This is a genomic window from Flavimobilis soli, assembly GCF_002564025.1.
GTDB lineage: Bacteria > Actinomycetota > Actinomycetes > Actinomycetales > Cellulomonadaceae > Flavimobilis > Flavimobilis soli.
This window is the reverse complement of sequence record NZ_PDJH01000001.1, coordinates 2,046,521-2,061,791: the sequence shown is the minus strand read 5'-3', so window position 1 is coordinate 2,061,791 and position 15,271 is coordinate 2,046,521. Positions and strand designations below refer to the sequence as shown.

Genomic DNA, 15,271 nt, shown 5'->3' with positions numbered 1-15,271 from the left:
AGGCCCCACAGCAGGGCAGCGGTCGTGTGCGTGAACACGGGCTCCTCGCTACGGGCCGACGTTGCGGCGACCGAGGCGACCTGAGCGAGGGCGAGCCGGCGGCGGTTCGCGGGCAGCTCTAGTCGCGGATCCGGGTGCGCGCCCCGGGTGGAGGGACGTGCGGTCGGTACGGGCTGCCCTGCACCGCGGGAAGGCGGGACGCTACGGCGCTCTGGTGACCTGGCCAGCCAACCCGCGTCGACGTAGCAACCGCGCCACACTCGCACCCACCGGCGAGCGCGGACCATCTCACGGACGACGCGATCGTCGTAGTCCGCGGCTCGGTAGATCGCGGGAAGGTCGAGCTGTGTCCGATGCCCCAGTGCAGTCATGGTCACTTCACTACGCGGACGAGAGCTAGCCCCACCGGCCGCTCGGCGTCGCGGTGAGGTCGGCACCACTGCTTCGGGACTGTGGGCACCCGTCCGGCAGGTCCTGGGCTCCTGGCGGCCCTTGCGACTCCGTCAGTTCCAGCACGAGACCGTCAGTTGCAGCCGACTGACTCGCGCCGAAACTGACGGACTCGAGGGACGTGTGGGCGGCGGCCCGGCCTGAGCCGCGGCGTCAGCCGGCGCGGGAGGGGGCTGGGGCGGAAGGGGCTACGGCTGGGGCGGGGGCTTCGCCGGGCCGCTCCGCCGCCGCGTCGGGGGCCGGTTCGGCGGCGTGGAGCCAGTCGAGGATGCCGCAGACCGGGGCCTTGCAGCCGCTGCAGCCGGTCGTGGCGCGTGTCGACCTGGCGATCTCTTCGACCGTGCGGTTGCCGTCCCGCCAGGCCCGCACCAGGTCGCCCTTGGTGACGCCGTTGCAGCGGCAGATGGTCGCGCGGTCCGGGATGCGCACAGGCGTGTCGGCGCCGCCGCTGACGGGCCCGACGGCGCGCACGAGGAGCTGCGCGGGGTCGCGCGGGACGGGGGTGCCGCGGGTGAACGCGGCGACGAGGTCTGCTGCGACGGCTCCGCCGCCGACGCACGTCGCGCCGACGACGCGCCCTGCCTGGACGACGACCTCGAGGTGGCGCACGGCGTCGGGGTCGCTGAGTCGGACGGTCCGGCGCGGGTGCTCGGCGCACGCGGCGGGCCGCGCGCTGCCCGAGACGCCCATCGCGACGACGTCGACGCCGCGGCCCTTGACCTTGACGACCGAGCTGTCGTCGACGGGCCCGCACGTGCAACCACCAGACGCGCGAGCCGACGACGCGGGACGTTGGCCGGCCGCCGACCCTTCCGGGTCCTGCGGCCGTGCCTCCACGACACCATCGTGACCTTGGCCGTCGCTGGGGCTGGCCTGGAACTTGCCGGTGAAGACGCCGCCGCGGTCGTCGGGCTCGCTGCCCATCGCGGTCCGGCGCCCTCCCGGAAGTGCCTCGCCATGCCCGTGACGGGCTGCGCTGCGCGGTTCGTCGGGAACGGTGGCATGTCCCCCGTCCCGGCCCGCGACGGCCGCCGACCGGTCCTTCGGGGACTCCCCGGCACGCTCTGCGAGGTGGCGTGCGAGCCGCCGCGCCTGGTCCCACCCCTGCACGACGAGGCCGGTCCCGCCCTCCGGTGGCTGCGCGCAGTCCCCGATCGCGAAGACGCTCGCGTCGCCGGGCGTCGCAAGGTCAGGGCCGACGACGACGCCGCGGTCGACGTCGAGCCCCGCCTCCGCCGCGAGCCGCGTCTCGGGGACGGTACCGGCGGTGACGACGAGCAGGTCGGCGGGCAGCACGGTCGCGTCCTCGAGGACGACCCCGGCGACGCGCCCGTCGCGCAGCAGGACCTCGGCCGCACCGACTCCCGTGCGCACGTGGACGCCGAGGCGGGCGACGGCGTCGGCTGCGACCTCGCCTGCGGCCGCGTCGAGCTGGGCGTTCATGAGCCCGCGCGGGTGCACGAGGTGCACGACGGCGCCCGCACCGGTGCGTCCTGCGAGACCGACGGCGACCTCGAGCCCGAGCACGCCAGCCCCGAGCACGACGACGTGGCGCGCGTTGGCGCTCGCCGCGACGATCTCGCGGGCGTCGTCGATCGTGCGCAGGACGTGCGCGCCCGGGACGAGGCCAGCATCTCGGGCCCCGCGAGGGCCGGGCGCCGGGCGGGCATCGCGACTCGCGTCGTGGCGCTGCGGGCCGGGCGACAGGTTGCTGGCAAGGCTGGTGGCGTCGCGCTGCGGGCCGGGCACCGGGCGGGCGTCGCGCCCCGCGTCGTCGCGCTGCGAACTGGGCAGCGGGCTGCCGTCGAGATCAGCGTCTTCGCGCACGAGCCCGGGCAGCTCAGGCACGCGCGCCGACGCGCCGGCCGCGAGGACGAGCGCGTCGTACCGGTGCCGCCCGCCGATCGAGTCGACGACGACGCGGCCGTCGCGGTCGACCGCGACCGCCGAGACCCCGGTCCAGACGCCGACGCGCGGGTCGACGACGCCGGGCAGGTCGATCGCCCCGAGGTCGTAGGCGCCTGCGACGACCTCGCTGAGCAGCACCCGGTTGTACGGGAGGTGGTCCTCGGCGCCGAGCACGGTGATGTCGAGCGCTGCCGCGCCGGGCTCGGAGCTCGCGCACAGCTCGGCGACGAGCCGCGACCCGACCATCCCGTTGCCGACGACCACGACCTTCATCGCGCACCTCCCGTCGCGACGCCGACCGGCTCAGGAGCGAGGGCCGCGGACTCCCCCGCGACAACCTCCAGCGAGACGGTCGCGACCTTGAACTCGGGCATCCCGGAGACGGGGTCGGTCACCGGGTTGGTGAGCCTGTTGACGCTGTTCGCGCCGGGCCAGTGGAACGGCATGAACACCGTGTCGGGCCGGACGTTGCGCGTGAGCCGCACGACGGCGACCGCGGTGCCGCGCCGGGAGGTGAGGCGGACGCTGTCTCCCTCGGCGACGTCGTGCAGCTCGGCGAGCAGGGGGTGGATCTCGACGTACGCGTCGGTGACAGCGCGGGCGAGCTCGGGGACGCGGCGCGTCTGCGCGCCGGACTGGTAGTGCTGCAGGACCCGCCCGGTGACGAGGTGGACGGGGTGCGCGGTGTCGAGGACGTCGTCGGGCCCGCGGTGCTGCACGGGCATTAGGCGGGCGCGGCCGCCGGGGAGGGGGAACGAGTCGAGGAAGGCGCGCGGGGTGCCGGGGTGGTCCACGCTGGGGACGGGCCAGTAGAGGCCGCTGCCGTCGGCGCCCTCGGTCGCGGCTTCGTGCGCGTCGAGGCGGGCGTGCGAGAGGCCGGAGTAGTCGGCGCGGCCGCCTGCGCTCGCGCGGGCGAGCTCGTCGAAGACGGCGGACGGGTCGGTCGGCCAGTCGCCTGGCGCGTCGAGGCGGCGCGCGAGCTCCGCCCAGACCCACAGCTCGCTGCGCGCACCCTCGGGCGCGGCGACGGCCGCACGACGGCGCAGCACGCGCCCCTCGAGGCTCGTCATCGTGCCGTCCTCCTCGGCCCACTGCAGGACTGGGAGCACGACGTCGGCGCTCGCCGCGGTCTCGGACGGCACGAAGTCGCACACGACGAGCAGGTCGAGAGCGCCGAGGCGCTCGCGGACGCGCGCGCCGTCGGGCGCGGAGACGAGCAGGTTGGACCCGTGCACGAGGAGGGCACGCGGCCCGCCCGGCGTCCCGAGCGCGCGCAGGAGCTGGCCGGCCGGCATGCCCGGGCCGGGGATCGTCGCGGGGTCGACGCCCCAGACGCGGGCGACGTGCTCGCGCGCGGCGGGGTCGGTGATCGAGCGGTAGCCGGGGAGCTGGTCGGCCTTCTGCCCGTGCTCGCGGCCGCCCTGCCCGTTGCCCTGGCCGGTGAGCGTGCCGAAGCCCGCACCCGGGCGCCCCACGAGACCGAGCAGCAGGGCGAGGTTGATCGCCGCGGTGACGCCGTCGGTCCCCTGCCGCGACTGCTCGAGGCCGCGGCCCGTGAGGACGTATGCGCCCGCCCCGCCGCGGTGCGGGCTCGCGTGGGCGAGCAGCCGCGCAGCGCGGCGTAGCTCGTCGGCGGGGACGCCGGTGACCTGCTCGGTGCGCTCGGGCCACCACTGCGCGAGGTCGGGCCGCAGGTCGTCGAGCCCGGTCGTGCGGTCGTCGAGGTAGTCCGTGTCGGCGAGCTGTTCGAAGACGACGACGTGCGCGAGCCCGAGCAGCACGGCGAGGTCGGTGCCGGGGAGGGGCTGCAGGTGCATGCCGGCGCCGTCGTCGGTGAGCTCGGCCGTCGCAGAGCGCCGGGGGTCGACGACGACGAGGCCCCCGTGCTCGCGCGCACCGGCGAGGTGCGCGACGAGCAGGGGCATCGTCTCGGCGGGGTTCGAGCCGACGAGGAGGATCGCCTGCGCTCCGTCGAGGTCGGTGACGGGGAACGGCAGCCCGCGGTCGAGGCCGAGGGAGCGGTTCGCGGCCGCGGCGGCGGAAGCCATGCAGAAGCGTCCGTTGTAGTCGATGTTGCGGGTGCGCAGCGCGATACGCGCGAACTTGCCGAGCTGGTAGGCCTTCTCGTTCGTGAGCCCTCCCCCACCGAAGACGGCGACGGCGTCCGGCCCGTGGAGCGCGCGGATGCTGCGGAGCCCGTCGGCGACGACGTCGAGCGCGTCGTCCCACGATGTCGGGACGAGGGTGCCGTCCGCGCCGCGGACGAGCGGCGTCGTCAGACGGTCGGGGGCGGCGAGGACGCTCGCCGACGTCCAGCCCTTCTGGCACAACCCGCCCCGGTTGGTGGGGAACTGTCGCCCCGCGACCGTGACGGGGAGCCGACGGCGGTCGGCCCCGACGGGCGGCGCTGCGGCGGTCGCCGCGACGCCGGGTGAGGCGAGGCGCATGCCGCACTGCAGCGCGCAGTACGGGCAGTGCGTGTCCGTGGCCGGCACGGGCTCACACGCCCTCGGCCGCGAACGCCGAGCCCGGCCGGACGTAGAGGACCCACGTCAGCGCGGCCATGACGGCGTAGACGGCGATGAAGATCGCGAGGGCGGGCACGAGCGTCCCGGCGACGGACGTCGACATCGCGAAGCCGCGCGGGATGAGGAAGCCGCCGACGGCGCCGACCGCTCCGGCGATGCCGAGGCAGCCGGCCGCGGACTGGCGTGCGCGCCCCAGGTCGGCCGGCGCGACGCCGGTACGGAAGACGGCGGGGATCATGCGGTAGGTCGAGCCGTTGCCGACGCCGGACGACGCGAACAGGAGGAGGAACGCCCCGAAGAAGAGCGGGAACGAGTGCTGCTGCAGTCCGAGGATCGCGCCGCCCGCACCGACGGCGAGCCCGCCGAAGCAGATGATCGTCAGGCGGGCACCGCCCACGCGGTCGGCGAGCGCGCCGCCGAGCGGACGCATGAGCGCCCCGACGAGCGCGCCCAGGAAGGCGAGCGACGTCGTCGCCTCGGGGAACTGCGTCTTGAGGAGCGTCGGGAATGCGCCCGAGTAGCCGATGAACGAGCCGAACGTGCCGATGTAGAGGAACGAGATGAGCCACGTGTGCGGGTGGCGCCCGGCGGCGGCGAAGCTCCGCGGGTCGCTCGCGACCCCGCTGAGGTTGTCCATGAACCGCCACGCGACCACGGCCGCGACGAGGACGAGGGGGACGAAGATCAGCCCGGCCCGCTCGAGGCTCAGGCCCGCCCCGGTGATGACGACGAGCGGGACGACGAGCTGCACGAGCCCGGTGCCGAGGTTGCCGCCCGCGGCGTTGAGGCCGAGCGCCTTGCCCTTCTCCCGCTCGGGGTAGAAGAAGGTGATGTTGGTCATCGACGACGCGAAGTTGCCTCCGCCGAAGCCCGCGAGTGCGGCGACGGCGAGGAGCGTCCCGAAGCCGGTCTCGGGTCGCTGGACGACCCACACGAGCGTGAGGACGGGCAGGAGCAGCAGGAGCGACGAGATGATCGTCCAGTTCCGGCCGCCGAACAGCGGGACCGTGAACGTGTAGGGGATACGCATCGCCGCGCCGACGAGGCTCGGGACGGCGATGAGCCAGAACTGCTGGTCGACGGTGAGGTCAAAGCCGGCCGCGGGCAGGTGCGGCACGACGACGCTCCACAGCGCCCAGACACAGAAGCCCAGGAACTCAGCGTAGATCGAGCCGGCGAGGTTGCGGCGGGCGACCTTGCGGCCGACGGCGGTCCAGAACCCTTCGTCCTCGGGGTTCCAGCCGTCGATCCAGCGGCCGGGACGGACGGCGAGCGTGGGGGCCGTCGCTGGGGCTGTCGTGGCGGGTGCGGTCATGGCGGGCTCCTTCCAGGGGCGTGGAAGGAGTCTTTAGGCGCGTTGTTTCGCCCCCGCAGGGTCGGGGTAAACCGCCCGTAACGTTGTCCGCACAGCGCGGGACCGGCCGCTGTGAGGCCGCGAGGCCGGTGCCCGGCTCCGTGAAGTAGGGCCCCGCACGCGAGGTAGGGCCCCGTCCCAAGAAATCCCCTCGCCGGGCAGGTCGCCGCACGCGAGGTAGGGCCCCGCACGCGAGGTAGGGCCGTGCAACGCCTTACCTCGCGTGGACGGCCCTACCTCGCGCCGGAGCGCCTGCTTCGTGGGGCGCCTGCCGCGCGGCGCCGCAGCCCGCCCCGCGCCTCAGCCGAAGATCGCGGGCAGCGCGCCCTCGAAGACCTCGCGGGCCTGGTCGAGCGGCAGCGTGAACACGCCCTCGACGACGAGCGCCTCGGCGTCGTCCTCCGTCGTCGCGCCGGTCTCGCCGAGGCGCAGGTGGGGGACGCCGCGGGCGACGCACGCGTCGACGAGGCGCACCTCCTCGCCGCGGGGGACGGACACGATCGCGCGGGCGGTCGACTCGGAGAACAGCGCCTCGAACGCGGTGAGGCCGTCGCGCTCGAGGAGCGCGTCGAGCGACACGGTCGCGCCGACGCCGTAGCGCAGGCTCGCCTCGACGAGCGCCTGGACCAGGCCGCCCTCGGAGAGGTCGTGCGCGGCGTCGACGAGCTCGTCGCGGCTCGCGTTGATGAGGACGTCGGCGAGCGCCTTCTCGGCGGCGAGGTCGAGGCGCGGCGGCAGGCCGCCGAGGTGCTGGTGCACGACGTCGGCCCACGCGGAGCCGTCGAGCTCGGCGCGCGTGGTGCCGAGCAGGAAGATCGACTCGCCCGGGTTGCGCCAGCCGGAGCCGGTCGCGCGGGTGACGTCGTCGATCACGCCGAGCACGCCGACGACGGGCGTCGGGTGGATCGACGAGTCGATCTGGCCGGGCTCGCCCGTGCCGTTGTAGAGGGACACGTTTCCGCCCGTGACGGGCGTGCCGAGCTCGGCGCAGCCGTCGGCGAGGCCCTCGATCGCCTCGACGAGCTGCCACATCGAGTCGGGGTCCTCGGGCGAGCCGAAGTTGAGGCAGTCGGTGATCGCGAGCGGACGGGCTCCCGTCGTCGCGACGTTGCGGTACGCCTCCGCGAGCGCGAGCTGGGCGCCCGTGCGCGGGTCGAGCTTCGCGTAGCGGCCGTTCGCGTCGGTCGCAAGCGCGACACCGAGGCCCGTCGACTCGTCGACGCGGATGACGCCGGAGTCGTCGGGCTGCGCGAGCGCGGTGTTGCCCTGCACGAAGCGGTCGTACTGGTTCGTCACCCACGCCTTGGAGGAGTGGTTGGGCGAGCCGAGGATCTGCAGGGCGGTCGCGAGCAGCTCGTCGCCCGTCTCGGGGCGGGCGAGGCCCGCAGCGACGGTCGTGTCGGCGTTGAGGCCGTCCTGCCAGGCCGGGCGCGCGTACGGGCGGTTGTAGACCGGGCCCTCGTGCGCGACCGTGCGCGGGTCGACATCGACGATGCGCTGACCGTGGTGGTCGATCGTCAGGCGGCCCGAGTCGTTGACCTCGCCGATCACGGCGGTCTCGACGTCCCACTTCTTCGTGATCGCGAGGAACTCGTCGAGCTTCTCCGGCGTGACGACCGCCATCATGCGCTCCTGCGACTCCGACATGAGGATCTCGCCGGCGTTGAGCGTGGGGTCGCGCAGCAGGACGTCGTCGAGCCACACGTGCATGCCGCCGTCACCGTTCGAGGCGAGCTCCGACGTCGCGCACGAGATGCCGGCCGCGCCGAGGTCCTGGATGCCCTCGACGACCTTCGCCGCGTACAGCTCGAGGCAGCACTCGATGAGCACCTTCTCCATGAACGGGTCGCCGACCTGGACGGACGGGCGCTTCGCGGGGACGCCGTCCTCGAACGTCTCGGACGCGAGGATCGAGGCGCCGCCGATGCCGTCGCCGCCCGTGCGGGCGCCGAACAGCACGACCTTGTTGCCGACGCCGGAGGCGTTGGCGAGGTGGATGTCCTCGTGGCGCAGCACGCCGAGGCACAGCGCGTTGACGAGCGGGTTGCCCTGGTAGGACGCGTCGAAGACGAGCTCGCCGCCGATGTTGGGCAGGCCGAGCGAGTTGCCGTAGCCGCCGACGCCGGACACGACACCGTGCACGACGCGCGCTGTGTCGGGGTGGTCGACGGCGCCGAAGCGCAGCTGGTCCATGACGGCGACGGGGCGGGCACCCATCGAGATGATGTCGCGGACGATGCCGCCGACGCCGGTCGCGGCGCCCTGGTAGGGCTCGACGAACGACGGGTGGTTGTGCGACTCGACCTTGAACGTGACGGCCCAGCCGTCGCCGATGTCGACGACGCCTGCGTTCTCGCCGATGCCGACGAGGAGGTGCTTCTTCATCTCGTCGGTGGTCTTCTTGCCGAACTTCGACAGGTGCACCTTGGAGGACTTGTACGAGCAGTGCTCGGACCACATGACCGAGTACATCGCGAGCTCGGCGGCGGTGGGGCGGCGTCCGAGGATGTCGCGGATCCGCTGATACTCGTCGGGCTTGAGCCCGAGCTCGGCGAACGGCTGCTGCTCGTCCGGTGTGGCCGCTGCGTTCTCGACGGTGTCCAGGGTGGGCTTGGGCGCGGTCATCGGTTCCCTCAGGTCTGGTGGGCGAGCGTACGGCGAGCCGGCATCGTCCGCGTGGAGCCGGGCGGCGCCCGTGCGGGCGCCGGGCGGCAGGTGCGTCCGGGTGCTCATCCGTGCGGGCGAGACGGCGTCAGTCTATCCAGGCGCCGTCGTCGTCCGCCGCGCGTCTCACGCCGCGCAGGAGCGCGCGGTCGCCGCGCGGCGGGAGGGCCGACGTCGGCCCGTGCGCGGGCGCTGCCGGCTCAGTGCCGGATGAGCGCCAGGAGGAGCGCCGCGAGCGCGAACGCGCACGCGAAGCCGCGGTTGACGGCGCGCTGCTGGCGCGGGGAGCGCAGCGCGCGCAGCACCTTGGCGGCGAACCCGGTGTAGCCGGTCATGACGAGGACGTCGACCGCGACCATGGTCGCGGTGATCGCGAGGTACTGCGGCACGAGCGGGCGCGCCGGGGCGAGGAACTGCGGCAGCACGGCGAGCATGAAGACGACGGCCTTGGGGTTGGACGCGTTGACGAGGAAGCCGCGCGTGACGAGCGCACGCGGGCTGAGCTCGGCGACCTCGACGGTCACGTCCGCCTCGGCGGGGGCCGCGCGCCACTGCGCGATCGCGAGGTAGGCGAGGTACGCGACGCCGAACCACTTGATGACCTCGAACGCGACGTCGGAGCCTGCGATCAGCGCTCCGACGCCCACGGCGACGACGCCGATCTGGAGGACGACGCCGATCTGCAGGCCCAGGATGTTCCAGTAGCCGCGCCGCAGCCCGACCGCGAGACCGGTCGACATGGACGTCACCGCGCCGGCGCCGGGCGACAGGCTGATCGCGAGCGACGCACCGAGGAACGCCGCCCACACCTGCCATGTCATGCCCGGATGCTATGCCCCTGGTGTTCCGGTGCGCCTCGTAATTCGCGAGGCGGTGGGCGCCGCGCTGCGCTCGCCTCCCAGGAGCGGCACCCTGCCTCCGCTGCCCGATCCGGGCGGGTCGGCCGGGGGCGTGCGGGCCGGGGCGCTCGTCCGCGTGGGCGGTTAGCCTCGACGCGTGCGCCCCACCGTCCTCCGCCCGTCCGGGCACACCCCGCGCGGGGTGCGCGCGGCGTCGTGCACGGTCGCGATCGCCGCGCTCCTGCTCGCCGGGTGCTCGCGGCCGTCGATCCCGGCCCCGACCGTCCTGCCGCCGACCACCGCGAGCGCGACGTCGGCTCCCACCGCGACACCGAGCCCTGCGGGGCTCGAGGTGACGGACGGGCTCGGCCGGACTTTCGCCGTCGCGCTGTCCGACGGCGCGCTCACGACCGGGACGAGCGACCTCGGCGAGGGCGCAGTGCAGGTCGTGGCGACGTTCGCGACCCGCGACGCGGTCCTCGCGCTGCCCGCGCCTGAGGGCGCGCGCTGGGAGGTGCAGTCGGACCGGTCAGCGGTGCTCGTCGACGATGCGCGGCCCGAGGTGGGCGGCCTGGCGCCGCCGACGGCGAAGGACGCGGCGGGCACGCCCGTCGGCACGCTCGTGGAGGGTGACGGCGAGCGGCTCGAGGTGCGGCTCCGTGCCCGCGGCACGGCACAGCTTCCTGTGACGGTGACGCTCGACGTCGCGCCGTCGGCGCTCGACCGCGCCGAGTGGGCGGACCGCCTCGAGGGTGGCAGATCGCTGCAGGTCTTCCCGACGGCGTTCGGCCGCTCCGGCTCGGTCGCCGCGCTCGAGGCGGTGCGGCAGGCGCTCGCCGCCGCGGAACCGAAGGCTGCGACGTCGGTCATGGACAAGCAGCTGCGCTGCCACGCCCTCGGCGCCCCGACGAAGGAGAGCTGGAACCTCGAGCCGTGGCGCCCCGACGTCGACTATCTCGAGTACCTGCTCGCCCGCTGCAACCCGGTGGACTGAAGCCGCGTCTCAGGACGCGGGCCGGCCGTGTCCGTCTGCGGGCGCCCGCGGCTACGGTCGGTGACATGACCGCCCCGCGCCTCTCCGCCCCGACCGGGCTGATCGCCTACCTTCCGACGCCTGTGCAGCACGACTGCGTCGACGTCGCCGCGTTCGCGCGGCTCGTCGAGCGGGCGACAGCCGCGGGGGTCGACGGGCTCGGCGTCCTCGGGTCGACGGGAGCCGCGATGCACCTGAGCCGCGAGGAGCGGGCGGAGGTCGTGCGGGCGGCCGTCGAGCACACGGACCTTCCGGTCGTCGCGGGTGTCTCGGGGCTGCGCACATCGCTCGTCCGCGCGCACGCCGACGACGCGCAGGCTGCAGGCGCGGCCGCCGTCCTGCTCGCGCCGGTCGGGTACGTGCCGCTCGTCGACGCCGAGGTGATCGCCCTCTTCACCGACGTGCTCGTTGGGCTCGACGTGCCTCTCGTCGTCTACGACAACCCGGGCACGACGCGCGTCGACATGTCCCGCGGTCTCCTCGCGGAGCTCGCCACTCTGCCGGGCGTTGGCGGCATCAAGACGCCCGGCCCGACGACCGGTCCGGGCGAGTCGCGCCGGCGCGTCGCAGAGCTGCGCGCTGCCCTGCCCGACGGCGTGACGCTCGGCTTCTCGGGCGACGCGTCCGGCCCTGCGGGCCTGCTCGCGGGCGCGGACACGTGGCACTCGACGGTCGGCGGCGCGCTGCCTGACGTCGTCGTGCCGCTCGCCCGCGCCGCCCGCGCGGGCGACGAGACGGTGCAGGACGCCGTCGCGAACCTTGCGCCGCTGTGGGACCTCGTCCGCGCGAACACGGGCGTCCGCGTCTCTGCAACGCTCGTCGAGCTGCTCGGCCTCGTCGAGACGCCGTCCCTCCCCCGGCCGCTGCTCCCGCTCGACGGCGACGACCGAGCTGCGGCGGCGCGGATCATCGCTGCACTCGGTTGACGCCGCCCGGCGGCTGACGCTCAGCAGAGACGGCACACCGATCCCCCACGCCAGACGAACTGGGGCTGCGGTGCGCGCGGGGAGGACGTTCCTGGCCCTGGCCCGCGCCAGCCCGCCACCGCTACTGTCAAGCCCAGGTGGGCCATGCGGCATCTTCGCGGCAGTGCGCACCGACAGCAGCCGCGCCCCCTCGCCGCATGCAGATCCAGTCTGACGGGGCGAAGACCGCCCCCTCGGCAATCTGGGGCGTGCCGGTCCACAACAGTTGGAGTATTCGATGAACAGCAACCCTGAGGGCCCCGCCGAAGGTCAAGCCCCACCGCCTGTGCCCCCGCCCGGCTCCCCGTACGGCGGACAGCCGGTCCCTCCCGAGAGCCCCCAGCAGACGCAGCCTCCAGGCATGCCCTACGGCGCCCCGCAAGCTGCGCCGTATGGCACCCCGCAAGCTGCGCCGTACGGCGCGCCGCCGATGGCGCCGTACGGGGCCCCGACCATGGCACCGAAGAAGCCGGGCAACGGCCTCGCTGTCGCGGGATTCGTCCTCGGGCTGCTGGGCTTCCTCGGCTCTTTCGTCCCGGTGCTCAACATCGGCGGGATCATCATGGGCCTCGTCGGCGTCGTGCTGGCGATCGTGGGCCTCACCAAGGCCAAGAACACAGGCACCGGTAAAGGGCTCGCCCTGGCGGGCGTGATCCTGGGCGCGCTCGCCGTCGTCATCGGCATCGTCATCAACGTCGCCTTCGCCAGCGTGTTCAAGGACGCCGTCGACGACGCGACCGGGACGACCGTCGTAGCCCCCGGCGGCTCACGGGACTCAGCGGACGCCGGGCTCGGCTCGACACGCGACAATCCCGCACCGCTCGGGTCTGCCGTCACTGGTGACGACTGGACGGTGACGATCAACTCGGTCGCGAAGGTCGAGGAGGACTCGTTCGGCTCCAAGGCGGCCGAGGGATCGGTCCTCCTTCTCGTCAACCTGACCGCTACCTACGACGGCGACGATCCGCAGGGCTCGACCCCGTGGGCCACGGTGAACTTCGTGACCGCCGACGGTACGACCGTCGACAGTCTCGACGCGTCGACCTTGTTCGTCGCGGAGGACAGCTTCGACTCCATGACGACCCTCTATGCGGGCGGTTCCACTGCCGGGGACCGGATCCTCGAGGTGCCCGCAGACGGCTGGGAGCAGGGCGTTCTCGCAGTCTCCCCCGGCATGTTTTCTGACGACACCTTCGTCGCGGTGAAGTAACGGACTGACGCACAGATCTACGGCCCCCTTCCCGCCAGGAAGGGGGCCGTCGTCGTCCCCCCGGACGCACAGGGAATCAGGTTGAGCGCCCGCCGTACGGACCATTGCCAGGCCTCCACCGCGCAGGGGCCACAATGGTGCCCATGGTTGATTTCGCACTAGTCGTGGCAGGGTCTGAGGCTTCCGGCGGCGCCGGCATCCAGGCTGATCTCAAGACGTTCCAGCAGCTGGGAGTGCACGGTTCGGGGGCGCTGACGTGCATCGTGTCGTTCGACCCGAAGAACGACTGGGGGCACCGCTTCGTGCCGGTCGACGCGCCCGTCATCGCTGACCAGATCGAGGCCGCGACGGCGGTCCACGACATCGACGTGGTCAAGATCGGCATGCTCGGCACGCCCGTGACGATCGAGACGGTCGCCCGCGAGGTCTCCGCCCGTTCGTTCAAGCACGTCGTGCTCGACCCGGTGCTCATCTGCAAGGGCCAGGAGCCGGGCGCCGCGCTCGACACGGACACGGCTCTGCGCGAGAAGGTCCTCCCCCTCGCGACGGTCGTCACGCCGAACCTCTTCGAGACGAAGACGCTCGCGGGCGTCGACGACATCACGACGGTCGACGAGCTGGTCGCCGCCGCGAAGCGCATCCACGAGCTGGGTGTTCCATTCGTCGTCGCGAAGGGCGGCGTCGAGCTTCCCGGTCCGGACGCCGTCGACGTGCTCGTCTCCGACGACGGCGTCGAGGTGTTCTCCCGTCCGAAGATCGGCGAGGAGCGCGTCTCCGGCGCCGGCTGCACGTTCGCAGCGGCAATCACCGCGGAGCTCGCGAAGGGCGCGTCGGTGCGTGACGCCGTCGCCGTCGCCAAGGACTTCGTGACCGCTGCGGTCGAGGCACGCCTGCCGTCCAACGCGCCCTTCACGTCTGCTTGGCAGGGTGCTTACGCAGGATGACCCGCACGCTCCCGAGCTGGCGCCGCAGCGCCGGCTCGGGAGGCCGTGGGGGCGCAGGGGGAAGCTGGGCGTGCGTGGGCTGAAGGACTTCGGGCGCCCACCACGCGTGATGGGGGTCGACGTCGCGCGCGCGGTCGCCGTCGTCGGCATGATCGCCGCGCACGTCGGCGGGGTGCCCGATCTGGAGTGGAGCGACCCCTCGACGTGGGCAGGGCTCGCGAACGGGCGGTCGTCCCTGCTCTTCGCGCTCGTCGCGGGCGTGTCGGTCGCGCTCATGACGCGCAAGCTCGACCCGTCCGACGACGACGCGGTGCGCCGGACGCGACTCACGCTCGTCGGGAGAGGCCTCGCGGTCTTCGTCATCGGGTTGGTGCTCGAGTCGCTCGGCACTCCCGTCGCGATCATCCTGTGCGTGTACGGCGCGCTGTTCGTCGCCGTCGCGCCGTTCGTGGGCTGGTCGAGGCGGCGGCTCCTCGTCGCCTCGGGGCTTCTCGGCGTGCTCGGCCCGGTCGTCGCCGCGACGCTCGCTGCGACCAACCGCTACGGCGGTATCGGAGCGACCTTCACGTTCTTCTCCACGTACTCCGTGCCGGTGTGGCTCGCCCTGATGTTCGCGGGGATGGCAGTCGGCCGATCGCAGCTCCGTTCGCTCGGGATCGCCGCACGGCTGCTTGCGATCGGGCTCGCTCTCGCGATCACCGGCGCGATCGGCGGCATGCTCGGCACGCAGCTCGACGAGCCGGTCGCCGCGTCACCCTCATCCTCGACGGGGTCCGCGTCCGTTACCTCAACCTCGTCAACCGATACGGCTCCCGCTGGTTCCGACAAGGTTGCCGGGCCGGAGACGCTCCCGGGCGAGGACGTCGACCTCATCGGGATGACGTGCGAGCGCTACCCAGGGCCCGGCAGCTACGTCTCGTGCTACAACGCCACGGACGCGCCCGACGACGAGCCGATCATCGACAACCCTGACGAGCCCTCGGTCCTCGACTCGATCCGTTCGTCGGTGCTCGCGGACTACCCGCACTCAGGCGGGGTCTCCGAGGTCGTCGGCTCGGGCGGCATCGCGCTGATGGTCCTCGCGCTGTGCCTGCTCCTCGCGCGGTTCCTGCGGGTGCTGCTGATCCCGCTGGCCGCGCTCGGCAGCATGCCGCTGACGGCGTACTCGCTGCACATCGTCACGCTCGCAGTCCTGGGCGACTCCGTAGCGCCGGGACCGATCCAGTGGGCCGAGCAGAGCATCCTCCTCATGGTCTTCGCGACCGTGTGGGTCGCAACCATCGGGCGTGGTCCCCTCGAGCGTCTCGTCGCGCGAACCGCACGATGGTTCGCCCGCGCTACCGTGAGCTGATCGATCACCGACGCCGACCGAGGAT

10 protein-coding genes are annotated in these 15,271 nt (G+C 73.4%); 5 read left to right on the top strand and 5 right to left on the bottom strand.

Annotated elements, in window-relative coordinates; translation table 11 throughout:
* Nucleotides 1-603 precede the first annotated feature (603 nt).
* From ATL41_RS09330 to ATL41_RS09310, 5 genes are all read right to left on the bottom strand, one after another.
* A complete protein-coding gene (locus ATL41_RS09330; RefSeq protein WP_098458229.1) occupies nt 604-2,631 on the bottom strand; it encodes an FAD-dependent oxidoreductase in 2,028 nt (675 codons plus the stop codon).
* Nucleotides 2,628-4,853, bottom strand: a complete 2,226-nt coding sequence (locus ATL41_RS09325) for a molybdopterin oxidoreductase family protein (RefSeq protein ID WP_181010243.1) — start codon at nt 4,851-4,853, stop codon at nt 2,628-2,630. Before ATL41_RS09325 ends, ATL41_RS09330 begins: the two co-directional genes overlap by 4 nt.
* A 4-nt stretch (nt 4,854-4,857) precedes the next feature.
* A complete protein-coding gene (locus ATL41_RS09320; RefSeq protein WP_098458227.1) occupies nt 4,858-6,201 on the bottom strand; it encodes an MFS transporter in 1,344 nt (447 codons plus the stop codon).
* Between the two features lie 339 nt (nt 6,202-6,540).
* Nucleotides 6,541-8,865, bottom strand: coding sequence for a phosphoribosylformylglycinamidine synthase subunit PurL (gene purL / locus ATL41_RS09315; protein ID WP_098458226.1), 2,325 nt, complete (start codon nt 8,863-8,865; stop codon nt 6,541-6,543).
* A gap of 239 nt (nt 8,866-9,104) precedes the next feature.
* On the bottom strand, nt 9,105-9,725 hold the full coding sequence (locus tag ATL41_RS09310; protein ID WP_098458225.1) for a LysE family transporter: 621 nt from the start codon (nt 9,723-9,725) through the stop codon (nt 9,105-9,107).
* Nucleotides 9,726-9,900: 175 nt separating this feature from the next.
* Between ATL41_RS09310 and ATL41_RS09305 the strand changes: the two genes are divergently transcribed.
* The 5 genes from ATL41_RS09305 (at nt 9,901) to ATL41_RS09285 (ending at nt 15,246) form a co-directional block, all read left to right on the top strand.
* On the top strand, nt 9,901-10,737 hold the full coding sequence (locus tag ATL41_RS09305) for a DUF2599 domain-containing protein (protein ID WP_098458224.1): 837 nt from the start codon (nt 9,901-9,903) through the stop codon (nt 10,735-10,737).
* 65 nt (nt 10,738-10,802) lie between these two features.
* Nucleotides 10,803-11,702 (top strand): dihydrodipicolinate synthase family protein, encoded by a 900-nt coding sequence (locus ATL41_RS09300; protein WP_098458223.1) that lies wholly within the window; start codon nt 10,803-10,805, stop codon nt 11,700-11,702.
* Nucleotides 11,703-12,195: 493 nt separating this feature from the next.
* Nucleotides 12,196-12,951, top strand: coding sequence for a DUF4190 domain-containing protein (locus ATL41_RS09295; RefSeq protein WP_098458222.1), 756 nt, complete (start codon nt 12,196-12,198; stop codon nt 12,949-12,951).
* Between the two features lie 143 nt (nt 12,952-13,094).
* Complete coding sequence (gene thiD / locus ATL41_RS09290) at nt 13,095-13,895, top strand: bifunctional hydroxymethylpyrimidine kinase/phosphomethylpyrimidine kinase (protein WP_098458221.1); 801 nt, start codon at nt 13,095-13,097, stop codon at nt 13,893-13,895.
* 70 nt (nt 13,896-13,965) lie between these two features.
* On the top strand, nt 13,966-15,246 hold the full coding sequence (locus ATL41_RS09285) for a heparan-alpha-glucosaminide N-acetyltransferase domain-containing protein (protein ID WP_143556601.1): 1,281 nt from the start codon (nt 13,966-13,968) through the stop codon (nt 15,244-15,246).
* The last annotated feature ends 25 nt before the right edge of the window (nt 15,247-15,271 follow it).